Genomic DNA, 22,990 nt, shown 5'->3' on the forward strand with positions numbered 1-22,990 from the left:
ATAAGTGCGCAGAGGCTGGCAAAGCGGGTTCGCGACGATTCCGGTGACGGTGCTGACGTTGGTACTCGTCGTTTTGGAAGTTGCCGACGGCCCGGTTCGCAGCTGGTTAGCAGCCCACCCGTTCACCACCGCGACAGCAGCAGGAATCCTTGTTCTGGGTATCACCGTCTTGATCGTCGATCAGGTGCTGCGGATGCGGCAACTACGCGAGCGATCCCGCGCGACCGCAGCGCAGGCCGCGATCGTGCTCGTACAAGCGACTCGCGCGACACGAGCGGCTTCTGACGCCTTGAGCGGCTCCGACGACCGCGCGACGGCCTCCGACGAAGTACGCACCTACATGACCATGCTGCTGATCGCCGCCCCAATCCTGATCGACGCCAAGACCTCGCGCGCGTTCTTAGAGCAGGCCCAACAGCTGGGAGGTCAGCTGGTGAACCTTCTCGCTGCAGACGCGACGAGCCCCGACAAGGCTTCAGCCGCACTAGTCGATCGGGCGCTTCAACAGCTCAACACCGCGGCTGCTCCCTTGCTTGCCCTGCTCGAGGTCCTACCGCGAATCGCTTGAAACCGTGGTCCAGCCGAGTTGGGTTAACTTGGCACGGTTCTGCTCAAACCACTGCTCTTCCTGGCCGGGCTCGGGGAAGATCAACCCGGCTTCCATGACATTTGCGGGATCGGTTTCGGTCAGCGCGACAATAAGTTCGGCGTCTGACTGGCCCGTGACATCTATCCACATCCGCGACAGGTCTCGCAGCATTCCTTGTCGCGTTTCGAGGTCCCGTCCATGCCGGACGATGCCGAAAACGTAAGAGTGCGTTGCCGGTTTGCCGGCAACGAAGCACTCGCCTTCCGGAAGCTCCAGAAACAAAACATTGACAAACGACGGTGGTGCGCCGGTGGCGTTGCAGTGAATGCTGGTAATTTGGTCGGCTATCTCGGCTTTCGCAGATTTGGCCAGTAGCCCTTGCGGGTAGTAACACTGGTAGACGGGCATCAGTTGTTTCTTTCCTTCGGATGGGGAGAGTTGGACTCGGCGGCTAGCACACGTTCGCGGACCTCGGCCGGGTAGAGATTGTCGAACGTCGCTGCGCGCGCTTCACCGTCCTCGATCGACGCGAGCAACCCGTCGTGCACAACAATCGGCCCGCGCCCGCCGTGCCGTTCCTCCTCGGTGTAGCACTGATACCACGGCAGGATCGGCACCTCCCAGTGCTCCTGCCGAAGAGTCGGATGTATACGAGTGCCAAGCGCCCACAACACATCCGACATGTTCGCCGGGTCGATGTCGTCGTCGAGCACGTAGGTGACCGGACACATGTGACCGACCCGGCTGGTACTCATCAGCTCCCCGACCCGGTGCACGAATTCGGTGGTGCTGGCTTCCGATCGCACATCGCGCCAATGCCGCGGGACGGTGATGATCATCCAGTGGCAGGCCGTGTCCACCAGCAGCCAGGCCGTGGTGATGGGCAGGCCCGCGTTGCGTAGGAGCGCCAGTACCTCAGCCGACACCCCAACCGCCGGGGCGATCTGCGAATCATCGGGCGGGCGGCCGGTGGCACTTATCGGCCAGATCGGGTTGTCGCGGTAGGTGATCGCCTCGATCGTGTATACCGGCTCCGGGGAGGTCTCGGGAAGCGCGTAGCCATGGAATTCGGCGTAGGGGCCTTCGGTGGCGTCACGGGTGATCGAAACATGGCCTTCGATGACGACTTCGGCGCCGGCTGGTACCTCAAGATCGTTGGTCTCACACTTGACGACTTCCACGGGTTCGCCGTAGAGCGTTCCCAGGAACGTTCCCTCATCCACCTCGGCCGGAATGGGCATCCCGCCAATCATCGGTACACCGGGGTCACCGCCCTGCACAACGGCGAACGGCATCGGCTTACCGATCTTTTCCCATTCCGCCCAGATCATCCCGATATGTTGCTGAGGCAAGAACAGGCCTGTCATGTGGCGGTTGTCGATCATCATGATGCGCGAGATCGACCAGTTGGTCCATCGTCCGTCGGGGGTTTGCGCGACGATGACACCCCAGGTATTGGGGTAGCGGCCGCCATCATCGGCGTGCACCAAGGGAATCGGAAAGCGATCCAGGGTCGCGTCGGCGCCCAGCAGAATGTTCTGCTTGCATGGCGCCGCATCGGCTGAGATCGGCTTCGGCGGAATCGGGGTCTTTCCATGCACCGCTACCAGGTGCTCGACCAATTGTTGCGCCGTCGTGTCATGCGGTAGACCGAGCGAAAGCGCAACGCGCGCCAAGGGATAGCGGCGATCACTGGACAACGCACCCGGAGCACCAAGCAGGCGGAACCCGGGCTCTGCGTCCTCGACGGTGTCGAACAACGGTGCCGGCCAGCCCTGCTCGGTTGACCGGCGGGTGATCGCGGCCGCCTCCAGCACAGCGCTGACGCGACGATCGATATGCTCAACATCGCCAAGCGACTCCAGCGCCTGCAGATATTCACGGAGATCGGCAACCCTGGGCATCAGTGACTCACCACCTTGAGACTCGAGGCCTTCGCCCCCGGCACACCGGTCCACCTTTTGGCGGCTGGCGATTCGATGTCGAACTGGTCCAGAATCCGGGTCACGACGTGATCGACAATGTCGTCGACGGACTCCGGAAGGTTGTAGAACGCCGGCATCGGCGGGACGATGCGGGCACCCATGCGGGCCAGGGTCAGCATGTTGTCCAGATGAATCTCACTGAGCGGCGTTTCACGGGGCACCAGCACGAGTCGGCGGTGTTCCTTCAACGTCACATCCGCTGCACGGGCAATCAATCCGTCGGCGTAGCCCGTCCGGATCGCCGCAAGAGTCTTCATGCTGCAGGGGACGATCACCATTCCCTCTACCCGGAAAGAACCAGACGAGATCGCCGCAGCCTGCTCGTCCCACGAATGGACAACGTCGGCTAGTTCCTCGACATCGCGTGCCGACAACTGCGTCTCCAGGTGGATGGTTGCCCGCGCCCAGCGCGACAGCACCAGGTGCGTCTCTATATCGGGACACTGTTGCAGTCGGCGAAGCAGCTCGATGCCGAGCACTGCGCCGGTGGCTCCAGTCATGCCCACGACAATCCTTCTCATTCAACCCACTTCCAATCACTACTCAATATCCTGTTTTGCTCTTGACGGTAGTTCTAAGCGATTCGATTGGATCCTTCGCCAAACCGGCGCAGTTTGTCGATATGCGAGCCGACAACGGCTGCGCCCTCTTAATGCCTCTCGGTTGCCAATGCAGCCATCGGGCGACGGTGCACGGTCACGAACTCGTTGGAGTTGCGCAGTCGGGCGGCGAGATGGAACGCGGTCACCAGAGCTGGGATCAGCACCGGGGACAAAGTCAGTACCAGTATCGCGATTGGAAGGAGCATCGTTTCACCTACATTTCTTTCGTTTGAGCGGATCTCCGCATTTGGTTTTCTAAGGACGCGCGACGCTGCGCGATACTCGCCCGGTGGCGAGAGCGAGAGTTCTTTACCACCACTTCTTGATCTGTCGGTACACCTCGTCGCTGGTCCCGGTAACCCGTTGCTTGACAACAAGATTGGAACCGTACAGGCTGGCTACCCATCGGCCCGCGATGATGTCAACGCGCAATAGGCAACCGTCGCTGGCGAATACATGGCCGGTCGCATGAGGCATGACCATGACGTCCTCCTTTGGTGTAATCCGTACATCTCATGCAATCACCGCAGGTCAACGGGGGTTAGCCTCAAAGGGGTTGTTTTTCTCCCCCGAAGGGGGAAACGAGTTGCGCTTGGCCGCGGGCGGGGCAACGGCCGACAGTCCTTCCCGGCGCGCGTGGTTGGTTTTCTCACCCCATGTGGGCATTTCATCGCCGAACCGATTGACCCCGTGCCCACACCCGACAGAGGCTGATGCCACCAGACGCGTTACTGCCAACGCACTTTCAATATCAACACCACTAAGAAGAGGTGAACAAATGCAGGCAACGGCCACATTAGACAAAAACTCCACAATCAGCGCGGAGGATTTTCGGTTCGCGATGCGCCGCCTGGCCGGTGGGGTCAGCATCATCTCCGGCATCGGCCCCGACGGCCCGCTGGGGGTCACCGCAACCGCGGTGACGTCGCTGACAGCCGAGCCGCCCAGCGTCCTGTGCTGCCTCAACCGCTCGCTGGAGTTGGAGACCGCCGTCAAACAGACCGGCAGGTTCGGAGTGAACATGCTGCGCACCGATCACCACGATCTGGCGAAACGCTTCGCCGGCATGCACGGGGTGCGTGGTTCTGCGAAGTTCGAGCAAGGGAACTGGACAATCCTGCCCAGCGATGTTCCCGCGCTCTTTGACAGTCTCGTTACGTTCGACTGCCGCGTCGACGACATCGTCGAGGTGGGAACACATTCCATCTTCGTCGGCCTGATCACCCGAGCCCATTTCGGTGAGTCAGGTGACCCATTGGTGTATTGCGACGGCGCCTTCGCCGGCCTGGCTCCGCTGTGAGCGTCGGACTCACACGGAGTCGCTGACGTAGGTCTCTAGTTTGGAAAGGAAATTTTGCAATGACCTCTGTACTGATCGTGGTTTCTGCCGCGAACCGCTGGACCCTCAACGACGGCACCAGCCATCCCACGGGATATTGGGCCGAGGAGCTGGCGCAACCGCACCAAATTTTCACGGCGGCTGGCTGGGACATCACCATCGCAACTCCGGGCGGGGTGGCGCCGACCGTAGACCGGCTCAGCCTCGGCTTCGCCGGTGGCCTGCCGTCAAAGACCCGGGCCGTGGCGGACTATCTGCGCCAACTTGATTCGGCACTGACCCATCCAAAGGTACTGGCCGATGTCGACCCGAATGACTATGACGTGGTGTTCTACCCGGGAGGACACGGCCCGATGGAAGACCTGGCAGTTGACGCCGACTCGGGCCGGATCCTGACCGCTGTGCTGGAATCCGGTCGGCCGCTGGCCTTGCTGTGCCACGGGCCCGCGGCCACCTTGGCGGCGCGCCGCGAGGACGGGACATGGCCGTTTGAGGGCTATCGAATGACGGCACTGTCCAACGCCGAGGAGCGATTCAACCCGTTTGCCCGCAAAGCCCCGTGGCTGCTGCAAGACCGCCTGGTGGAGTCCGGGGCGATCTATAGCAAAGGCCGGCTTCCGCTGCGGCCTTACCTGGTGGTGGACCGAAATCTCTACGCCGGACAGAACCCGGCCTCGTCGGCGATGCTGGCCCACAAACTGGTGACCGACCAAAGTTCACCGGCACTGCACATCTCGGTCAGCCGGCTGATCCCAGCCGATCCCATGACGACCTATGACGTAATCAGCGATATCACCACCATCGGGCAACGCAGCCCCGAAACCCATGCCGCCAAGTGGATCACCCACGGCAAGAAGTTCAAGGGCTACAACCACATCGGCCCGCTGTACCGGTGGAGCACGGTGTGCAAGGTCACCCAAGACGCGCCGGGACGCACCTTCGCATTCGATGTTGCGTGGCCATCGAAGACCGTGTGGCGCTACGACCTTGCCGCCGCGGACGAAGGAACCGAGGTCACATTGACGATGACCAAAATGCAGCCCCAGGCCGCGCCGGTTCTCGCGATCCAACACATGGTCGGGGTCCACGACCGCGCGCGGCACCTCCGCACCGGCATGGAGCAGACGCTCAAAGGCTTGGCAGAGCAGGTGCAGCAGATCAGCCGCCACCCCTCCACACGGGCCAGGTAGCCGCCGGACCAACAGCCGTCACCCCCTCGCCACAACACTGCGCTGCGGCGAGGGGGTGACATGCGCGTGCAGCTCGGTGGCCATGTCGACTCGATTACCAACGCAGCAGCCGCCTTCGGCTAGGCCGGATACCCCCGCTATAAGCGGCAGATCAGATCCCTGCCCTTGCGGCGATGTCGTGTGCCAACGCAACGAGGTCATTCACAGTCTGGTGATCAGGAACGCCAGAGTCGGCACGGTTGCGTGAATCCTGTTGTGCCCGCCTCAGAATGCCTTCGGCGATGATGGCGATCTTCCACAACGCCAGCGAGTGCCAGAAACCCAGCTCCGCGTCGGTGACGCCGTGTCCGGTTATGACGCAGTACCGTTCGACCAACTCCGCGCGGCTGGGATAGCCGGGTAACAACAGGGCACGGAATTCGGGGAGGACTGTTTCGTCGTTTTCTGGCCAGTACGCCAGCGTGGTACCGAGATCGGCGATCGGGTCGCCCAGCGTGGCCAATTCCCAGTCCAGGGCTGCCAGGATTTCGCCGTCGAAGGCGGACACGACCATATTGCGGAGGTGGAGGTCGCCGTGGACCAGCGTCAGCTCCCGCGTTGGGGGAACCGCGGCCCTGAGCCGATCGGTGAGCAGATCGAGGTTGGCGAGTTCACGTGTCTTCGACCGCCCCCACTGGCCGGACCACCGCTTCAACTGACGCTGCGCGTACGGTGAATGGCTGGCCAGATCAGTGAGGTTGACCGCGCCGAGGTCTACCGCATGGATTCGCCCGAGGGTCTCAGGCAACGCGATACCCGCGCTGTGGCGAGCCCGTACGGGCAAGGTTCGCGAGGCCGCCACATCGCTGATGACCAAACCATCCACAAACTCCATGAGCACCAGTGGTTCATCCCCGATTTGGCCTCCCTGGGCGACACCATAGATTCGCGGCACCGGGACACCGGTGCGCGCGAGGGCAGACAGGATGTGCGCCTCGCGCAGAACATCGTGAGCCGAGCTCAGCAGCTGGCCCATCGGTGGGCGGCGGAGCACCCACCGGCGGCCGGCCGCATCGGAGAGCAGGTAGGTCAGGTTCGACTGACCGACGCCGATGCGCCGAGCCATCACCGGCGGTGTGAGGTCTGAATCGAGCCCGCCCAACCAGGCGGTGAGCTTGGCGTGCTCGACACCCTCCACCATGACCAACGAGTCCTTGACTGTGGTGTCGGAGGGGGCGGAAGGATTGCCGGCTGGGGGATTCATAGGATCGCTCCTCCGTCGATGACCAGGGTTTGGCCGGTGATCCAGGCTGCGGCGTCAGAGGCAAGAAAAGCGATGGCCCAGCCGACGTCTTCGGGCTCACCAATGCGTGCCAGCGGCAGCGAGTCGACAAGGGTTTGCTCGTGCTCACCCCACAGCAGTTCGGAGAGTTTGGTGCGGACCACGCCGGGTGCGACGGCGTTCACCCGCACGGTAGGTGCCAGTTCTACGGCGCTTTGTCTGGTTAGCTGAATCAGCGCGGCTTTGCTCGCGTTGTAGACCCCAAGCTTCGGCTCGGTAGCCAGTCCCCCGATCGATGCGGTGTTCACAATCGCCCCGCCGTGCTCGGTCATCCATGCCCGCGCCGCCAGGGATGACCACATGATCGGGGCCCACATATTGACGTCGATCGTTTTGTGGAACCCGGAGTAGTGCTGCTCGGTCAGTAGACCGTACGCGGAGTTCGTCGCCGCATTGTTGACAAGGATGTCGAGGCGCCCGAACCGTTCAATCGCGAAGCCAATGCATCGTCGGGCGGCGTCCTCATCGGTGGCGTGCGCAGCGAACCCCACTGCGTCGCCGATCTTTTCGGCGGCGGCATCAGCCGCATCCTGAGTGCGAGCCGTCAGGATAACGTTCGCACCCAGATCGGCTAGGCATTGTGCCGCGGCCTGTCCAATTCCGCGAGACGCGCCGGTCACCAGCGCGGTTTTTCCTTTGAGATCCATGCCAGCCATGTCAGGCGCCTCCCACCGCGCCGTCTCGGCGTATTCGTTGCCTATACAGTTCCTGCCGCGCGATCGTTCGCTTGTGGACCTCGTCGGGGCCGTCGGCAATTCGCATCGCTCGCAGGTGCGCCCAGAATCCTGCGAGAGGCGCATCTTCGGTCACCCCGAGCCCGCCGTGGATTTGGATCGCGCGATCGACCACGCCGAGCGCGACGTTGGGAGCGTCGACCTTGATGGCGGCGATCTCGGTTTTCGCTTCTTTGTTGCCGACGGTGTCCATTAGCCAGGCCGTCTTGAGGATCAGCAGCCGCGATTTCTCGATTTCGACGCGTGCTTCGGCGATCCAGTCGCGAATGTTGTCCCGCTCACTGAGCGGTGATCCAAAGGTATTCCGGGAATCGGCCCGCTGACAAAGTAATTCGAGTGCGCGCTCGGCCATGCCGATCGCACGCATGCAGTGGTGGATGCGACCGGGCCCCAGCCGCGCCTGGCCAATGGCGAAACCCTCACCCTCGCCCTTGAGCAGATCGCCCGCCGGCACACACACGTTGTCGAACTCGATCTCGGCATGGCCCTCACGATCGTGATAGCCGAACACAGCCAGATTTCGCACGATCCGCACCCCGGGCGCATCGATCGGGACAACCACCACGGACTGCTGTCGGTGCGGTGCAGCCGCTGGGTCCGTCTTTCCCATCACAATCAGCACTCGGCAGTTGGGATGCATCGCATTGGACGCAAACCACTTGCGCCCGTTGAGCACATAACCGTCACCGTCGCGGTCCATGTGCAGTTCGATATTGGTCGCATCTGAGCTCGCCACCGCCGGCTCGGTCATCGCGAAGGCCGAGCGGATCGCGCCCTCCAATAGCGGCCGTAACCACCGCTCCTTGTGTTCATCGGTGCCAAAGAGCGTGAGCACCTCCATGTTTCCGGTATCCGGAGCGTTGCAGTTGCACGCTTCGGGTGCCAGGTGGGGACTTCGGCCCATGATCTCAGCGAGCGGGGCATAGTCAAGGTTGGGCAATCCGGGCCCCCACTGGGGATGCGGGTGAAACAAGTTCCACAAACCCCGCTGACGCGCCTCACTTTTGAGATCCTCGACGATCCGCGGGTGATGATGAGGGTTCCCCGACTCGCGCATCTGAGCGTCATACACCGGCTCGGCCGGATACACGTGCGTATCCATGAAGTCCAGCAGCTGTGCCCGATACCGCTCAGCTCGATCCGAGGACTCGAACAGGGAAGCAAATTGATCGGAAATGACAACTCCTTGAGGTTGTTTCGATCCGTCGGGTGGGCATACCAGCATCAGGATGCATGACTTGCCGTGCCGACAACACCGCCGAAGCGGCGGAATCCCACTTTCGGAGTACGAAACTCACTCGCCACGCCGCAGCGTTGCCCTCGTCCAAGCGAGGGGGGAGTTTTCTCACCCGTTGTGGCCATTTCGTCGCCGGCACGATTGACCGGCACTCTCGCCCACAGCAAGCTGATGTCCGCAGATACGTTTTGAATCAACGCGATCCGCGACACCACACCGCTGACCGAAAGAGGCAAAGATGCACGCACCGGAGCGCACCGTTCGTGGCGCCGACTTGGCTCGACGGAAATCAGTCTGCGACTTCCTCAACAAGACCATCAAGGGCCGTGGCGCCTGCGCTTACGATTCGGCAGTCATCGCCGGCAACGGGATCGGTGCCCTGGCGTTCGCCGGCTGGCTTGCGCAAAGCCCCTTATTCGACGGCAAGGTGACAGTCGTTGCACCCCCGGTTGTCGAGTCACGGCGACTGATCAACGGCGTCACCTTGCGTGGGCGTGCGGTCGACTTCATGAGCGCCGCGTTGGACACGACATTGGATGACATCCTCGCGGTGATGTCCGGGTCCATCGAGACGCCGCCGGTGTGCTACCGCCAGACCGCAGCCATGGCGCTACAGCGAGGACGGTCTTGGCGATTCGGCAAGCGGGGGCAGTGGCAGAACGGACTTCCGGACAACCGACCGATCGCCTATGGTCTGCGGAACAGCAGGGTGGTCGGCGGCATGCAGGAATTGGCGTCCAAGCTCGCGATCGAATTCGTGGACGAAAAGGTCGAGTCCGCCTCCCACCTCCGCAGCTTCAGCGCCGGACGGCATCCCCTGCTCGTGAACGCCACGACCGTGCCCACACTGATGGGCGGCGAGGCCAGGCCCCCGAAACGGATGGTCTTCGGAGTGCAAGCCCCGTTCATCGCACCCGAGCGCGGCGTCAGCTACCCGCTGGAAGCCCAGACCGCGTTCGCGCCCGTGGTGCGGCGCGCAGGAGCCATCGACGTGGGGTACTTCACCCCCTTCCGTGACCCGTTATCGCCACGCTCCACCTGGTACGGGATCTACGCCCGCGTCGTCGACCGCAACGGCACGTTCAACAAAGATGCCGAACTTCGCATCATGACCGAGCAGCTATTCGGCGTCGCCGCGGCGATGAACCTGATTCCCGACGACCCCGAACAGACCCTCGGCCGCGCCTTGGTACCGGCCTCACCATGGGGCGCCGTGGCGCCGTCCACCCCGGGCACGCTCGAGCTCAAGCGCCACTACTCGGGTGGCGCGCCGGTGGTTTACGCCGACGGCATGGTGACAAGTCTCGCCGGCGGAGTCGTCGGGGCCGAAGCGGTGATCCGCGGCGTGAACCCCGACGACGCCATCCGCGCGGCTCTGCGACCGTGGCATCGGCACAACCTGCTGTGGTTCTTAGAGCTCAACAAGATCCCGCGGCTGTCCGAGATGTTGGTCCGCGCCAACCCGGCGGCCGCGATGGCGTACCCGCACACCGTCGGGATGAACCTATGGGCCTCGGCCGCTTGATATTTGGTTGCGCGGTGAGAAGTGATGCCAGGCGGCGCCGAGGGTAGGCGAGTGATCGCTGGTCGTTGAGCAATAGCAATCGAGCTGGCTTATGAGCCGCAGAGGTCAATAATGATGTCCATCATGTGCGTGGCTGCGCGCATACCGAGGAGGAACGATGCCGATTGATCTTTGGTCGACATCCGGCCCGAAGCAGCCGCGAGACGCCTGGGAGTCCTCGTCCACCGCGCTAGTCCGTCGGTACCAGCGCGCGTTCGCCAAGGCTGCCAATATGCTGCCGGTTCAGCGACTCGGCGACGTCGATGCCCGGCGGGACCGATTCCTGGCAGAGCTGGGCGATCGTGCGGACGAACTCCACGGTGCACTGCTTCGCGCGATGCGTGACCGGGCCGCCTCCGGGGACTCGCGCGAGCTGGCACGGCTGTGCGAGGTCGCCATCGAGCTTCAGGACATTCGGTCCAGCCATCGTGAGGCCGTCAACGAGGAGCGGTTGCATTTGCTCACCAGCGGGCAAGAGGTGAGCACGCGGCTGTCCCCATCGTTGGGGGTCATGGCCCTGCTCGAGCGGGCGGCGACGACGATGTGCGATCTTCCGGGACTCGAGCGCTTCATGGTGTTCCGGCGTGAGGGTGGGGTGCTGCAAGCCGTCGCCACCGTTTTCGCCGACCACGACGAATGGGCCCGGGACTGCCAAGAGTTCTCGGCTCACACGAGATACGATCTGGCGCCGAAACGTCCTGAGGCGCTGATCGTCCGCCGACGCTCCCCGGCGATCGTCACCGATGCGCTGAATGACCCCGACGCGTTTCAACCGATCGTGCAAAAGATGCAGGCCGCCAACTACGTCGGTGCGCCGGTGATCGCGTACGGCGAGGTCGTCGCGACGATCCACGGCGATGCGTATTTCACCGACCGTCCGGTCGACGAGATCGACCGTGATGTCATCGCCTCCTTCGCCGAGTCGCTGGGACCGATCGTGGAACGGGCGATACTGATCGAACAATTGCAATTTCAGCAACGGGTCGCCGAACAGCTGGCCCAGTCGGCCAGGGGCGTGCTGGGCGGCATGAGCGGTCGGGCTCCGCGGCTGGAATTGGATGAGCCGGCTACGACAGCGCCATGGCAGAGCCGCAGCGAGGTCGTCTCCGACCTGACGCGTCGGGAATACGAGGTCCTGCAGCTGATGACCAAAGGAGCGACCAATCGGGAGATCGCCACGACGATCTTCCTGTCGGAGGAGACCGTAAAGTCGCACGTGAAACGGATTCTGCAGAAGTTCGGCGTGGCCAACCGCGGGCACGCCGTGGCCACGTATCTGGAAAGTCTGGAACGCCGTCCCGTGTCGGGTGGCGCTGTCCACCGGCAATAACGCTGTCGCGCAACGGTTTACCACATATTATTTCCCTTCACCTTGCGGTGGAGCACTATCACGCGCTGAGACGAGGGGGTTGCTCACCCAGTTCGTCGTAGACCTCGATGTGCCAGCCGGCCAGTCAGATCGCCAGGCGCAGATTGTGGTCCCGCGTGTTGTCGCCCGCGCGTGCCTGCCATGCGACACCACGATGTGCGTCGCATGAACGGATCGGTCGGCGATTTGCCCCAGCGGCCGGGTGAAGTAGCACCTCATCCGCATATCGTGCTTGCGTCGGTGGCTGCGCGGCATCGTCGTTGCTATGAAGGAAGTCACGCCGCACCTGCCGACAGATGTTCCCAGTGCGGGCCCTCGATCTCATGCAGGCCGCAATCGAACCCGCTCAGCGTCAAGCATTTAGGCATCGTGTCTTTGGGCGCCAGCAGCGGATGCAGTGGCTGCGCACGGTGGGTCCAACCCAACACGGCCAAAGACCCAGCATGACGTGTCTGGATCCCACACGCGGACCAGTCGGTACCGCCAGCCGCGGCCGGGACTGAACACCGCCCATGACTCGCGGCAACCGATGGCATGATGCAGCCGTTGGGAAAACGTCGTCATTTCGTGTCCCTGGCTCGGCGAACCTCGACGTGTTAAATGGTTCGCGCGCAGGCCGCCTTCAGTAGGGGTCTTGATGTTGTGGGCCCACACAGCCCCTTTGTGGCCGCCCTACCAAGACCGGTCTGCCGTCACGCTGGCGTGACGCTCGGCAGTCACCGTCACGCTCGCGTGGGGCTCGACGTGTCCAACCTAACCAACCTTTGCCACAGTGCGATCCCACAACTCGCGAGCTAGCTGGGGATCGTGGGCCGCGCGGTTGGCTTTCGCGGTTCTGCCCTTCGAGTAGTACTCGCCGGAAGTCCAATCGACACTGGGCGTGCTCGACGCCAGCCAGACCAGCTGGTCGGCGGCCTCCTCCGGGGTCACGGTGAATCGGGCCGTTATCGGTGCGCGGTACTTCATGAATACGAGAAACCGTGACCCCGACGCTTCGCCGAAATTGGAGTTGACATACCCCGGGTGGAACGCAGCAGCCGATAGTCCGCCGGCATGGTATCGGCGATGTAATTCCCTGGTGAACAAGACGATTGCCAGTTTGGTGAGGGCGTAGGCAATGCTGGGCCGACGTCGGGCTGTGTTCTCCAAATCGGCGAGGGTGACTCTGGGGAGCAGTCTCTGCGACGAGCTGGTCGTGTTGACGACGGTGGCGCGGGAATCGAGGAGCAGCTGCATCAATTGCGTGGTGAGCAGGAAAGGCGCGAGGTAGTTGACCTGAAAAATTATCTCGTTGCCGTCGATGGTCTTGTGGACCTTGGTGAACATGCCGCCGGCGTTGTTGGCCAATACGTCGATCCGTGAGTAGTCGGAACGAATCTTGTCTGCCAGGGCCCGCACCTGAGACAGCTCGGCGAAGTCGGCCACGAAATAGTCCGCGTCCAATTCCGCCGCCACCGCGGCGGTCTTGCTTTGCGACCGACCGACCACGACAACGTTTTCGCCGTTCCGGCGCAACCGACGGGCCGCTGCGGCGCCAATCCCGTCGCTGGCACCGGTGATGACGATCGTCCTGTGCGCCATTGCGTAGTCCTCCACAGGGAGTGTAGCGAGCGCGATGGCGGCCCTGGGGCGGCCCCCGCCTCAGGGCCGCCTACGTCAGCGAGTAGCGCACCGGCAGGTGTTTGAGGCCGCCGACGAAGGTGGTGGCAGTCAATTCCGGATCACCGGTCAGCTCAATGGATTTGAGCCTGGGCAGCAATTCGGTGAAGAAGCTGTTGACCTCCATGCGGGCCAGCGCAGCTCCCATGCAGAAATGCACGCCATAGCCGAAGGCGACGTGCTTGTTGGGCTCGCGCCCGACGTCGAAGCGGAACGGGTCGTCGAAGACATCCTCGTCGCGGTTGGCCGACACGTATGAGAGCAGCACGGATTCGCCTGCGGCGATGGGTGTTCCGCGCACCGTGGTGTCCTCGGCGGCGGTGCGCATGAACTCTTTGACCGGGGTGACCCAGCGGATCATCTCCTCGGTGGCCAGCGGCATCAGGTCGGGATTGTCGCGCAGTCGCTCGAGCTGGTCCGGATTCTCGATGAGTGCCTGCAGGCCGCCGGAAATCGTCGCACTGGTGGTGTCGTGACCGGCCGTGGCGACGATGAGGTAGTAGGACACCGTGTCGATGTCCGATAGCGGCTCGCCGTCGACACGCGCGTTGGCGATCGCCGACGAGAGGTCCTCGGTCGGATGCTCGCGGCGCGAAGCGGTCACCGCGTTGAAATACTGGAACATGTCCAGCAACGCGGGCAGCTGATCCCCTTCCGTGCTACCGCGCTTGAACTCGCTGTCGTCGCTGCCGAACAACTCCTGCGTCAGTTTGAGCATGCGGGCGAAGTCGGCCTCCGGCAGGCCGAGCAGCGACATGATCACGTAGAGCGGGTAATTGACCGCGACCTGTTGGACGAAGTCGCACTCGGGTCCGGCCGCCATCATCTTGTCCACATAGATCTTGGCCAGCTCGTCGACGCGAAGCTTCATCGCCCGCATCGCCTTGGGGCGAAACCAGTCTGAGCCGATCGCGCGCACCACCCGGTGTTGTGGGTCATCCAGGTGGATCAACGTGCGTACGCCCGCCGCGGCCTGCAGCTCGTCGCCCTCTTTGGTCGCCAGCACCGGGCGTGGCCAGTTGGTGAACAGCATGTTGTCGCGTTCGATGTCCATGACGTCGGCGTGCTTGGTGATCGCCCAGAACGGGTGGTAATTGGGCACATCCACCCACGACACTGGAGCGTTGGCACGCAAGTGAGTCAGCGCCCCATGCAACCGCTGATCGTCGGTGTAGGCCAACGGATCCGTCAATAATTTGGCGGCGTCGTCCATCGTCGGCGTGCTCACTCGTGAAACTCCTTCAGTGCGGTGGCGATACAGGTTTGCGAAGCGGTCATAAAGATCGGCAGGACGCGATCGACCACGCCCGCACAGCGGCTTTTCAGGGCGGTACCGATTTCGTCGACCGGGCCGACGACGGCGAAGGTCGCGAGCATCTCATCGTCAATGAGCGAACCCATGGCGTCCCACTCCCCTTGCTTGGACAGCCGGTTCAATTCCTCGTGCAGGTCGCCCCAGCCATGCAGCTCCAGAACCTTGCGGTAGGCCGGCGTTGATCCGTAGAAGGCGATCTGCTTGCGCACGGCGGCGGCGGCGGTTTGCAGCTCGGCGTCGTTCTCACCAGTGGCCACCAGGACTTCGGCCGACAGCTCGACATCGTCGCGTTCGCGACCGGCGCGCTGCAGGCCGCGCACCAGCGCCGGGGTACTGACCTCGGTGATGTATCGCTTCGAGACCATCGGGTGGCCAAGGTGGCCGTCGGCGACCTCGCCGCACACCTCGGTCATCGCTTCGCCGACGGCGGCGAGGAACACCTTGGGCGCCGAATAGGGTTGCGGCTCGGGCGTAAACATCGGGGTCATGATCTTGTGCGTGTAGAAGTCGCCTTCGAAGCGAAGCTTGGTGCCGTCCGTCCACGCCGACCAGATGGCGTGCAGCGCGGCGACGAATTCGCGCATCCGGCGCGCCGGGTGGCTCCACGGCATGCTGAACCGCTTCTCGATGTGTGGCTGGATTTGGGTGCCCAGGCCAAGGATGAACCGGCCCTGCGAATACGCCTGCAGGTCCCAGCCGACGTTGGCGACGATCATCGGATTGCGGGCGAACGCCACCGCGATGTTGGTGCCCAGCTCGAGTCTCGACGTGTGTTCGGCGGCCAGCAGCAGCGGCAGAAACGGGTCGTGACTGGTTTCGGCGGTCCAGCCGCCGTCGTAACCATTTCGCTCCAGCGCGCCGGCCGCATCGGGCACCCGGGCGAGCTGATTGGGAATGCCCCCGTCGAGCTTGAGGCGGGGGACGCTACCCATGCGGGTAACTTTACAGTAAGCAATTCAGTATGTGACCCTGGCTGATCTAGCAGCACGACGAATCTCCCATGAGGTAGGACATAGGCATGACGAAAGCCCAGGATTGGGGCGAAACGCTCGACGATCTCGAGCGTCGCCGTCAGCATGCATTGGGAATGGGCGGGCCGGAGCGCCTCGACAAGCACCGCAACAAGGGCAAGCTCGACGCCCGCGCGCGAATCGAGCGGCTCCTCGACGCGGGCACCTTCCGCGAGTTCGGCACGCTGGTGGGAGGCGATATCGCGGCTGATGGACTGGTCGTCGGCTCCGGTTCGATCAACGGCTCGCCGGTGATGGTCGGCGCCGAGGACTTCACCACCATGGCGGGCACCATCGGCCCCGGAGGCAACTCCAAGCGATACCGCATCGCCGAACTGGCGTTACGGGACAAGATCCCGCTGGTGATGCTGCTCGAAGGCGCCGGCTTTCGTCCCACCGGTGGGCATTATGGGCGCAGCCCGACCGATCTGCTCGCCCAGACGCAGTGCTCGGGCCGTATCCCGACCGTCGCCGCCGTGCTCGGCCCCTCCGCCGGGCATGGCGCGCTGGTGGCCCCCGTCTGCGACTTCCGGATCATGAGCGCCCACGGTGCGATCTTCACCGCCGGGCCTCCCGTCGTCAAAGAGTCCACCGGAGAGGACATCTCGAAGGAGGACCTCGGCGGACCGAACGTCGCTATACCCAGCGGCGTCATCCACAACGTCGCCGAGGACGACGCGGCCGTGCTCGACGACGTCCGGCGCTACCTGTCCTATTTTCCGTGCAGTGCGTGGTCTTACCCGCCGTCACAGCCCGCCTCAGAGGGAGGGGCGACGACCGCGCCGCGACCGACGCCGGAGCTGCTCGACATCGTCTCCCGCGACAACCGCCGCGTCTACGACATGCGCGCCGTCCTCGACGTGGTCTTCGACAGTCCCGACTGGTTCGAAGTGCAACCGCAGTTCGGCAAGGCGGTCATCTGCGCGCTGGCCCACCTCGGCGGTCACCCGGTCGCCGTGGTGGCCAATCAGCCCCAGGTGCTGGCCGGATCCATCGACGCCGACGCCGCCGACAAGGCGGCGCACTTCATCACGGTGGCCGACTCGTTTCACCTGCCGATCGTCTTCCTCGCCGACAACCCCGGCATGCTCCCGGGCAGCCGATCCGAGCGCAGCGGCGTGCTGCGCGCCGGCGCGCGGATGTTCGCGGCCCAGACCGCGGCCACCACGTTGAAGCTGCACGTCACGCTGCGGAAGGCGTACGGGTTCGGCTCCATGGTGATGTCGCTGCTGAGCTTCGACCACCAGGTCGCGACCTTCGCCTATCCGGGCGCGACGATGGGCGCGATGAGCGCCGCGGCGCTCACTCGCGCATCGCACGCCGGCGAGGACCTCTCCACGAAGCTGCGCAACGCCGAGCTGGAGGCGTCATACCGGTCGGCCGAGCACATGGGCTTCGACGAGCTCATCGACCCCCGCGAGACGCGTGACGCCCTGCTCGCCGCCCTGCAGCGCGGACTCTCCAGCCGGCAAGCCGCCGCCGAACCGGTGGCGCGGACCGTCATCATGCCCTGATTTCCCCGCGCGAGCGTGCGTGTCTGTACGGCGACACGCCGTAACGGGCGTACAACTGCGCACGCTCGCGACTGATCACCCGGCTCGATAGGCCGCGACCACGGGCTCGAGTTCGTCGGGCGTCGCGCCGTGCATGATCACCGCGTCGGCGCCATAGTCGAATTCCTCGCGGATGCGGTCCACGCACTGCTGGGCCGACCCGGTGGCCGACGGTTCCAGCCATTCGTCGGGAATCAGCGTCGCGATGTGCTCGATTTGCTCGGGCGTGGCCTTGTGGTCGATCCCACCCGCGACCGACGTCACCACCGGGTCTTCCCGAAAGTGCTGCAGCACACCGAGATCCCAGTTGTTGGTCCGCACCATCAATTCACCGTACCCCTGCAGATAGGTGGCCAGCCGTGCGACGGTCTTTTTCAGCCGCAGCTGTTCGGGAAGATGATCGCCGACGGTGGCGAAGCACGACCACACCCGCACGCTGCCGGGGTCGCGGCCCGCACTTTCCGCGGCGGATTTGACCGTCTTGACGCAGCGCTGCAACGTCTCCGGGGTGAAGTAGGTGTGCAGTATCACGTCGTCGAAGACCCGGCCGCCGAGCGCCAGCGTGTGGGGCCCGAATGCCACCAACGCCAGGCGAATGTCTTCCCTGAAGCCCGGGTCGAGAAACAGGATGGGGTACTTGCCCATTGGGCCGTCGTGGTTGAATATCACCTCGCCGTGCCAGAGCCGGCGCATGACCTGGGCCCAATCCTCCATCTGCGCGGTCGTCACCGCCGGTATGCCGAACGCCCCGTAGATCGCGGCGATGCCGCGTCCGATGCCCAGCGTGAATCGGCCGCCGGAGAGCCGATGCATGGTGGTCGCCCACGAGCCGGTAATCAGCGGGTGGCGGGTGTTGTGATTGGTTGCGGCCGTGGCGATCTGCATCCGGGTAGTCACCGCGCATGCCGCCCCGACGAGCGACGACGCCTCCTTGACGTTCCAGCGCTCGGAGATGAACGCCGTGCCGAAGCCGAGTTCCTCGCCGCGGCGGGCCTCGTCCATCAGCGTTGCCGGCCCCTCGCCGCCGGCCCCGGCGAGCAGGTAGTACCCCAGCTCGTCAAATGCGCGCTCGCTCACTTCCGAACTCCCTGCTTGTAGGCCGCAATTCCAGACATCGGTGATCCTGCCGGCGACGACGCGGAACACCTCGGTGCTGGCGACGTTGGTTTCGGTGCCATCGATGGTGGTCATGGTCGAGTCGTCGACGATCGCGACGTGTTCGCCGTCGTCTCCCTCGACGACGATCTTGAGATCGAAGCGCAGCGATTCGAATAGCGCCAACATGTCTGCCACTCGTTGCACCGCCTGAGCGTGGGTCAGCGTGTGGGCCTCACCGACCTCATGCCGAATGACGGTGTCGCCCAGCAAATTCTCGGCCAGGTCGAGGTTGCGCTCGTTCCACACCACCAGGTTGTAGAGCTCGACCACCTCGCGCGCCGTCCGGGTGGCTGCCATCACCCGGCCACCTCTCCCAGGAAACGCTCGGTGACACTCTGCACGCGCCGGGAGAATATGTGACCGACATGGCCGCCGTCGTACCAGTACAGCTGGCCACCCCAGCGTTCCTGCAACGCAACCGCGGGCTCACGCATCGCCATCCGGTCGTGCCAGGCCCCGACGATGAGCCGGCGGTGCGGTGGTGGCGCGGGGTCAACCCGCAGCGGGTCGATCACCGAGGTCAGTTTCGAGACCTCCGGCGAACCCAACACCTCACGGAACCCCGCACGGGACTGCCCCCAACGCGCCAGGTGTCGTGCGATCATCGCGTTGAGTCCCAGGATCGGCGTGTACAGCGCCACCGCGTCGACCTGCCTCTCGAGGTGGGAGACCAGCGCGGCCACCGGGGTGCCCATCGAAATCCCCGACACTACAACGGCGGTGGCCTGCGGCTGCACCCATCGCAGCACGGCACGCACCTCCGACACCGCGCGCATCATGCCCGCGACGTTGCCCAGCGGATCCACATCCGGATAGGCGGGCCATTCACCGCGGCGGCAGCCGTGGCCGGGCTGCACCGGCATGGCGACGTTGAACCCCAGCCCGTGATGGATTCGGCCGATCCGGGAAAGCAGCAAGTCTTCCGTGCCGCCCTGACCCGCGCCATGCACCCATACCAGCCACGGCCTCGGCCCGCCCCGGTGGCGGCACAGGTGCACCACCGCCCGCGCGGGCCCGCCCAGGCCCTCGGCCTCCAGCGTCGGCGGCAGCATCGGATCGTGTTCGAACGTCATCCGCTCGTAGGCCAGTCCGGCCCCGAAACCGGGCAAGCGCCCACGCCGTATCGACTTCGGTCGCAACGGCTTTGGCGCGGCATGCGCCCCATCGATGCCCAGCGCCGACAATTCCTCGGCCGCCGCGCCACACGCGTTCACCGGCCGCATCGCCGCAGGGCTGCCGTTCAGGAGCGAAAAGCCGCTCAGCACAAGCTCGTCCAGCATGACCTCACCGAACTGACGCACCCCGCGCGGCGACGCCGGGACCCAGCCGGTTGATTCGTTGAGGCCGGCCACCGTGCGCGGCAGCAGCATGCCCAGCTCGCGGGCCAGCTCCCTGGAGAGGCCCAGCCCTCGCGTCGCCCACGACATGCCGCTCACCTATACGAGCTTGAAGCCCGGGTCCGGATGCCGAGCTGCCGCAGCGTGTACAGACCCGAGAATCCCGCGCCGATGACCAGGGCGTCGAAGCGCGCGTTATCCGCCATTGCTCATCTTCAGGATCGTTCGGGTCAAATGCAGGGTCTTGATCCGCCAGCTGCCGTCCTGCTTCTCGTAGGTCTCGTGGTAGTGACCGGCGCCGTGCATCTCGCGGCCGTCGGCGAAGACGAGCAGGTCTTCCATCGCCCAGATGCCGGTCGCGGTGGTGGCCGAAGTGAGGGCGATCTCCGGGGTGTGGCAATGGTGCATCGTCGCGACGTTCTCCAGGCCGCCCATCACCATCGGAACGAAGCTCTCGACGCCTTCCAACGGCGGCGCCGTCTTGGGGTCGGCGCCGCCGGCGGATACCGCCATGTCGAGGGTGACCACCACGTCGGGGGCGAACACGGCGCGCCAAGAATCGACATCCTTGGTGTCCAGGAACCGGCAGTAGCGAGCCTTGAGCTGCCGGATCGATTCCAGCTCGTCAGCCGCTTCAGTCATTTCGCTCCTTGCCGCTAACCGGCCGAACTGCTGAAATCTATACTGTAACGGACTTAGTATCAACGATCACGGGAGGGCGCCGGCATGAAAGTGCCTTTTACCTGGAAGGTAACGGGGTGGTTCATGGTCGGGTGGTCGCCCGAATTCCCCATCGGCGAGGTGCGGCCGCTGCAATATTTCGGCGAGGATCTGGTGGCCTACCGCGACGAGCAAGGCGAGTTGCACGTCTTGGAGGCGCACTGCAAGCACCTCGGCGCCCACATCGGCCACGGCGGCAAGGTGGTCGGCGACTGCGTCGAGTGCCCATTCCATGGCTGGCGCTGGGGCCCCGACGGCACCAACCGCTACATCCCCTATCAACCGGACCGACCTAACCGCGCGCTACGGCTGCGGGTGTTTCGGGTCCGCGAGCAGTACGACTGCGTGTTCATCTGGCATCAGCCGGACGGCAAGGAGCCGCAGTGGGAAATGCCGGACATCTTCCACAAGTTCCCGCAGTTCGAGACCGATCCGGCGGCCTATTACCGGGCGTATCCGGAATTCTCCCGGCGCGCCGAGCGCGAACCGGTGCACCCGCAGATCGTCGCCGAGAATGCCCCCGACAGCGCCCACTTCGAATACGTGCACCACGCCACGGTGACGCCCAGGGTGCTGGACTGGAAGATCGTCGAGCAGGAGTGGCAATTCATTGCCGGTTGGCCGGACGCCGGTAGCGACAACCCCGACGATCTCGCGTTGCGGTTCCACAGCCACCTGTTCGGCCTGGGCGGCGCGATCAGCGTCTTCGAGGGCGCGCAGAATCACCGGCTGATCTTCACCTGCACACCGGTCGATGACGAGTGTTCGGACCTGTTCTACTCGATCTGGTGGCCACGCATCCCCGGCGACACCTCCGACGTGCCGCACGGCAAATTGCGCGACATCATCGAAAGGCAGTTCCTGTCCACCGTCTTCGACGACCTGCAAATCTGGCGCTACCAGAGCTACGTGGAACATCCACCGCTGTCCAAGGCGGACGCGAAAGGGTATATGGCGCTGCGCAAGTGGGCGCTGCAGTTCTACGAAGTGCCGGCATGACGCCCCAGCTTACGGAGATCGCGGCGCCCGAGCACACCGCGATCGTCACCCAGGAATGCCAGGGCGCGGTCATCGGTCCGAACGCCGGGCTGGCGGTGCTGGCGGAGGAGGCGCGCCGCGTCGCCCTGCCGAACATCGTGCGGCTCTTGCCGGCCGCGCGGGCGGCCGGGGTGCACGTCGTGCACTGCCTGGTGCAGCGACGCCCCGACGGGCTCGGCTCCAACCACAACGCCAAGATCTTCGCCATCGGCCGCAGCGACGTCGACATAACTCCCGGCACTCCCGGAGCGGCGTTGCTATCCGAATTGGGTCCCGAGCCAACCGATTTGGTTCTGAGCCGCTGGCATGGCGTCGGGCCGATGGGCGGCACCGACCTCGACGCGGTGCTGCGCAACCTCGGGGTGTCCACCATCGTCGTGGTAGGTGTCTCGCTGAACATCGCGATCCCTAACGTCGTGATGGACGCGGTCAATGCCGCCTACCGCGTCGTCGTCCCGAAGGACGCCGTTGCCGGCGTGCCCGTCGACTACGGTGCCGCCGTCATCGCCAATACGCTGTCGTTGCTCGCGAGCATCACCACGACCGGCGACCTGCTTCGGGCATGGCAGCGCCCATGACCGACACCGCGCACGGGGTTCGAGGCGGATTCCCCGAGATCAAGCCGGCCGACCACGCGCCCTCCGGGCTGGGGCGGTTCGTCGCCGCGATGCGCCGACTGCAGGACCTGGCCGTCTCCACCAATGGTTCGATGTGGAGCACCGCGGCCGAGCACGTAGAGAAGGCCTGCGCGCTCCTGGACGGGCATCAGGTGCCCGAGGGCGTGGCGCCGGGCGGGCGGGTCATCGAACTGCCCGGGCTCGGACATCCACTGTTGCCACCATGGATGCTCACCGAATCCGGACCGGACGGCGTCACCAGGTACGGGCACTTCACCCGCTCCCACGTGGGCGGAAACAACGCCGTGCACGGCGGCATGATCCCCCTCTTCTACGACTGGCTATTCGGGATGGTCGTCTCCACCGCCGGAGTTCCCCCTACCCGAACGGCATACCTGCACGTCGACTACCACAGCATCACTCCGATCGACGAGCCGCTGACCGCCGAGGGCCGGATCTCGGACGTCGACGGCAGGAAATTCTTCGTTACCGCTAGCATGACGGCTGCGGACGGCACACTGCTCAGCGAAGCCAACGGCCTGATGGTCCGCCTGCTACCCCACCAGCCGTGAAAGGCAAAATGTCAGACACCGCAACACAATTCACCGTTCCCGCAGTAGCGACGGCCGTCGCCGCAGCCATCCCCGACCGCG

At 64.4% G+C, this 22,990-nt stretch carries 23 protein-coding genes; 9 read left to right on the forward strand and 14 right to left on the reverse strand.

Going from position 1 to position 22,990, the window contains the following annotated elements; genetic code table 11:
* Window positions 1-4: 4 nt before the first annotated feature.
* Window positions 5-568: a hypothetical protein gene (locus JWP83_RS28000; protein WP_297738113.1), complete on the forward strand. Its 564-nt coding sequence runs from the start codon at window positions 5-7 to the stop codon at window positions 566-568.
* Here JWP83_RS28000 and JWP83_RS28005 read toward each other — a convergent pair.
* From JWP83_RS28005 to JWP83_RS28025, 5 genes are all read right to left on the reverse strand, one after another.
* Window positions 551-997: a tautomerase family protein gene (locus tag JWP83_RS28005; protein ID WP_297738115.1), complete on the reverse strand. Its 447-nt coding sequence runs from the start codon at window positions 995-997 to the stop codon at window positions 551-553. The genes JWP83_RS28000 and JWP83_RS28005 overlap by 18 nt on opposite strands.
* On the reverse strand, window positions 997-2,493 hold the full coding sequence (locus JWP83_RS28010) for a UbiD family decarboxylase (RefSeq protein WP_297738117.1): 1,497 nt from the start codon (window positions 2,491-2,493) through the stop codon (window positions 997-999). Before JWP83_RS28010 ends, JWP83_RS28005 begins: the two co-directional genes overlap by 1 nt.
* On the reverse strand, window positions 2,493-3,074 hold the full coding sequence (locus JWP83_RS28015; protein ID WP_297738119.1) for a UbiX family flavin prenyltransferase: 582 nt from the start codon (window positions 3,072-3,074) through the stop codon (window positions 2,493-2,495). Before JWP83_RS28015 ends, JWP83_RS28010 begins: the two co-directional genes overlap by 1 nt.
* 149 nt (window positions 3,075-3,223) lie before the next feature.
* On the reverse strand, window positions 3,224-3,382 hold the full coding sequence (locus JWP83_RS28020) for a hypothetical protein (protein WP_297738121.1): 159 nt from the start codon (window positions 3,380-3,382) through the stop codon (window positions 3,224-3,226).
* Window positions 3,383-3,485: 103 nt separating this feature from the next.
* A complete protein-coding gene (locus JWP83_RS28025; RefSeq protein ID WP_297738123.1) occupies window positions 3,486-3,659 on the reverse strand; it encodes a hypothetical protein in 174 nt (57 codons plus the stop codon).
* Window positions 3,660-3,954: 295 nt separating this feature from the next.
* Between JWP83_RS28025 and JWP83_RS28030 the strand changes: the two genes are divergently transcribed.
* Window positions 3,955-4,476: a flavin reductase family protein gene (locus tag JWP83_RS28030; RefSeq protein ID WP_297738125.1), complete on the forward strand. Its 522-nt coding sequence runs from the start codon at window positions 3,955-3,957 to the stop codon at window positions 4,474-4,476.
* Between the two features lie 59 nt (window positions 4,477-4,535).
* Window positions 4,536-5,705, forward strand: coding sequence for a DJ-1/PfpI family protein (locus JWP83_RS31385; RefSeq protein ID WP_367185686.1), 1,170 nt, complete (start codon window positions 4,536-4,538; stop codon window positions 5,703-5,705).
* Window positions 5,706-5,856: 151 nt separating this feature from the next.
* Here the strand turns inward: JWP83_RS31385 and JWP83_RS28045 are convergent, their stop codons facing one another.
* Genes JWP83_RS28045 through JWP83_RS28055 form a run of 3 tightly spaced genes read right to left on the reverse strand, consistent with a single transcriptional unit; the run spans window position 5,857 to window position 8,916 of the window.
* Entirely contained in the window at window positions 5,857-6,948 is a 1,092-nt protein-coding gene (locus tag JWP83_RS28045) for a phosphotransferase family protein (protein WP_297738127.1), read from the reverse strand.
* Window positions 6,945-7,682, reverse strand: coding sequence for an SDR family oxidoreductase (locus JWP83_RS28050; protein ID WP_297738129.1), 738 nt, complete (start codon window positions 7,680-7,682; stop codon window positions 6,945-6,947). Before JWP83_RS28050 ends, JWP83_RS28045 begins: the two co-directional genes overlap by 4 nt.
* A 1-nt stretch (window position 7,683) precedes the next feature.
* A complete protein-coding gene (locus JWP83_RS28055; RefSeq protein WP_297738160.1) occupies window positions 7,684-8,916 on the reverse strand; it encodes an acyl-CoA dehydrogenase family protein in 1,233 nt (410 codons plus the stop codon).
* A gap of 319 nt (window positions 8,917-9,235) precedes the next feature.
* Between JWP83_RS28055 and JWP83_RS28060 the strand changes: the two genes are divergently transcribed.
* Window positions 9,236-10,522, forward strand: a complete 1,287-nt coding sequence (locus JWP83_RS28060) for a hypothetical protein (RefSeq protein WP_297738131.1) — start codon at window positions 9,236-9,238, stop codon at window positions 10,520-10,522.
* Between the two features lie 157 nt (window positions 10,523-10,679).
* The gene (locus tag JWP83_RS28065; RefSeq protein WP_297738133.1) at window positions 10,680-11,891 is read left to right on the forward strand and encodes a LuxR C-terminal-related transcriptional regulator; all 1,212 of its coding nucleotides are present in this window, start codon (window positions 10,680-10,682) and stop codon (window positions 11,889-11,891) included.
* A 792-nt stretch (window positions 11,892-12,683) separates the two neighbouring features.
* Here JWP83_RS28065 and JWP83_RS28070 read toward each other — a convergent pair.
* The 3 genes from JWP83_RS28070 to JWP83_RS28080 form a co-directional block, all read right to left on the reverse strand.
* Window positions 12,684-13,511 carry an SDR family NAD(P)-dependent oxidoreductase gene (locus tag JWP83_RS28070; protein ID WP_297738135.1) on the reverse strand — a complete coding sequence of 276 codons (828 nt, stop codon included), beginning with the start codon at window positions 13,509-13,511 and terminating at the stop codon, window positions 12,684-12,686.
* A 70-nt stretch (window positions 13,512-13,581) separates the two neighbouring features.
* Window positions 13,582-14,802, reverse strand: a complete 1,221-nt coding sequence (locus JWP83_RS28075) for a cytochrome P450 (RefSeq protein WP_297738162.1) — start codon at window positions 14,800-14,802, stop codon at window positions 13,582-13,584.
* A gap of 11 nt (window positions 14,803-14,813) precedes the next feature.
* A complete protein-coding gene (locus JWP83_RS28080; protein ID WP_297738137.1) occupies window positions 14,814-15,836 on the reverse strand; it encodes an LLM class F420-dependent oxidoreductase in 1,023 nt (340 codons plus the stop codon).
* Window positions 15,837-15,922: 86 nt separating this feature from the next.
* Here JWP83_RS28080 and JWP83_RS28085 point away from each other — a divergent pair, with 86 nt between their 5' ends.
* The gene (locus JWP83_RS28085) at window positions 15,923-17,428 is read left to right on the forward strand and encodes an acyl-CoA carboxylase subunit beta (protein WP_297738139.1); all 1,506 of its coding nucleotides are present in this window, start codon (window positions 15,923-15,925) and stop codon (window positions 17,426-17,428) included.
* A gap of 75 nt (window positions 17,429-17,503) precedes the next feature.
* Here JWP83_RS28085 and JWP83_RS28090 read toward each other — a convergent pair whose 3' ends face one another.
* The 3 genes from JWP83_RS28090 to JWP83_RS28100 all read right to left on the reverse strand — a co-directional run bounded on the left by JWP83_RS28090 (window position 17,504) and on the right by JWP83_RS28100 (window position 20,604).
* Window positions 17,504-18,544: a TIGR03857 family LLM class F420-dependent oxidoreductase gene (locus tag JWP83_RS28090; protein ID WP_297738164.1), complete on the reverse strand. Its 1,041-nt coding sequence runs from the start codon at window positions 18,542-18,544 to the stop codon at window positions 17,504-17,506.
* A 377-nt stretch (window positions 18,545-18,921) separates the two neighbouring features.
* On the reverse strand, window positions 18,922-20,052 hold the full coding sequence (locus JWP83_RS28095) for an alpha/beta hydrolase (protein WP_297738141.1): 1,131 nt from the start codon (window positions 20,050-20,052) through the stop codon (window positions 18,922-18,924).
* A gap of 105 nt (window positions 20,053-20,157) precedes the next feature.
* Window positions 20,158-20,604, reverse strand: coding sequence for a nuclear transport factor 2 family protein (locus JWP83_RS28100; protein WP_297738143.1), 447 nt, complete (start codon window positions 20,602-20,604; stop codon window positions 20,158-20,160).
* 84 nt (window positions 20,605-20,688) lie between these two features.
* Between JWP83_RS28100 and JWP83_RS28105 the strand changes: the two genes are divergently transcribed.
* The 3 genes from JWP83_RS28105 to JWP83_RS28115 are packed head-to-tail and all read left to right on the forward strand — an operon-like array spanning window position 20,689 to window position 22,909.
* Window positions 20,689-21,681, forward strand: coding sequence for a Rieske 2Fe-2S domain-containing protein (locus tag JWP83_RS28105; protein ID WP_297738145.1), 993 nt, complete (start codon window positions 20,689-20,691; stop codon window positions 21,679-21,681).
* Window positions 21,678-22,298: a cysteine hydrolase gene (locus JWP83_RS28110; RefSeq protein WP_297738147.1), complete on the forward strand. Its 621-nt coding sequence runs from the start codon at window positions 21,678-21,680 to the stop codon at window positions 22,296-22,298. The genes JWP83_RS28105 and JWP83_RS28110 overlap by 4 nt, the downstream gene beginning before the upstream one ends.
* Window positions 22,295-22,909 (forward strand): PaaI family thioesterase, encoded by a 615-nt coding sequence (locus tag JWP83_RS28115; protein WP_297738149.1) that lies wholly within the window; start codon window positions 22,295-22,297, stop codon window positions 22,907-22,909. Before JWP83_RS28110 ends, JWP83_RS28115 begins: the two co-directional genes overlap by 4 nt.
* Window positions 22,910-22,990 lie beyond the last annotated feature (81 nt).

This window comes from Mycobacterium sp. (assembly GCF_025965855.1).
In the GTDB taxonomy this organism is placed as follows: Bacteria; Actinomycetota; Actinomycetes; order Mycobacteriales; family Mycobacteriaceae; genus Mycobacterium.

Bases quoted from the DNA above. Each gene is read 5' to 3' on its own strand.
- JWP83_RS28005 (WP_297738115.1), bottom strand. From the start codon at position 997: ATGCCCGTCTACCAGTGTTACTACCCGCAAGGGCTACTGGCCAAATCT.
- JWP83_RS28010 (WP_297738117.1), bottom strand. From the start codon at position 2,493: ATGCCCAGGGTTGCCGATCTCCGTGAATATCTGCAGGCGCTGGAGTCG.
- JWP83_RS28015 (WP_297738119.1), bottom strand. From the start codon at position 3,074: ATGACTGGAGCCACCGGCGCAGTGCTCGGCATCGAGCTGCTTCGCCGA.
- JWP83_RS28020 (WP_297738121.1), bottom strand. From the start codon at position 3,382: ATGCTCCTTCCAATCGCGATACTGGTACTGACTTTGTCCCCGGTGCTG.
- JWP83_RS28025 (WP_297738123.1), bottom strand. From the start codon at position 3,659: ATGGTCATGCCTCATGCGACCGGCCATGTATTCGCCAGCGACGGTTGC.
- JWP83_RS28030 (WP_297738125.1), top strand. From the start codon at position 3,955: ATGCAGGCAACGGCCACATTAGACAAAAACTCCACAATCAGCGCGGAG.
- JWP83_RS31385 (WP_367185686.1), top strand. From the start codon at position 4,536: ATGACCTCTGTACTGATCGTGGTTTCTGCCGCGAACCGCTGGACCCTC.
- JWP83_RS28045 (WP_297738127.1), bottom strand. From the start codon at position 6,948: ATGAATCCCCCAGCCGGCAATCCTTCCGCCCCCTCCGACACCACAGTC.
- JWP83_RS28050 (WP_297738129.1), bottom strand. From the start codon at position 7,682: ATGGCTGGCATGGATCTCAAAGGAAAAACCGCGCTGGTGACCGGCGCG.
- JWP83_RS28060 (WP_297738131.1), top strand. From the start codon at position 9,236: ATGCACGCACCGGAGCGCACCGTTCGTGGCGCCGACTTGGCTCGACGG.
- JWP83_RS28065 (WP_297738133.1), top strand. From the start codon at position 10,680: ATGCCGATTGATCTTTGGTCGACATCCGGCCCGAAGCAGCCGCGAGAC.
- JWP83_RS28070 (WP_297738135.1), bottom strand. From the start codon at position 13,511: ATGGCGCACAGGACGATCGTCATCACCGGTGCCAGCGACGGGATTGGC.
- JWP83_RS28075 (WP_297738162.1), bottom strand. From the start codon at position 14,802: ATGGACGACGCCGCCAAATTATTGACGGATCCGTTGGCCTACACCGAC.
- JWP83_RS28080 (WP_297738137.1), bottom strand. From the start codon at position 15,836: ATGGGTAGCGTCCCCCGCCTCAAGCTCGACGGGGGCATTCCCAATCAG.
- JWP83_RS28085 (WP_297738139.1), top strand. From the start codon at position 15,923: ATGACGAAAGCCCAGGATTGGGGCGAAACGCTCGACGATCTCGAGCGT.
- JWP83_RS28095 (WP_297738141.1), bottom strand. From the start codon at position 20,052: ATGTCGTGGGCGACGCGAGGGCTGGGCCTCTCCAGGGAGCTGGCCCGC.
- JWP83_RS28100 (WP_297738143.1), bottom strand. From the start codon at position 20,604: ATGACTGAAGCGGCTGACGAGCTGGAATCGATCCGGCAGCTCAAGGCT.
- JWP83_RS28105 (WP_297738145.1), top strand. From the start codon at position 20,689: ATGAAAGTGCCTTTTACCTGGAAGGTAACGGGGTGGTTCATGGTCGGG.
- JWP83_RS28110 (WP_297738147.1), top strand. From the start codon at position 21,678: ATGACGCCCCAGCTTACGGAGATCGCGGCGCCCGAGCACACCGCGATC.
- JWP83_RS28115 (WP_297738149.1), top strand. From the start codon at position 22,295: ATGACCGACACCGCGCACGGGGTTCGAGGCGGATTCCCCGAGATCAAG.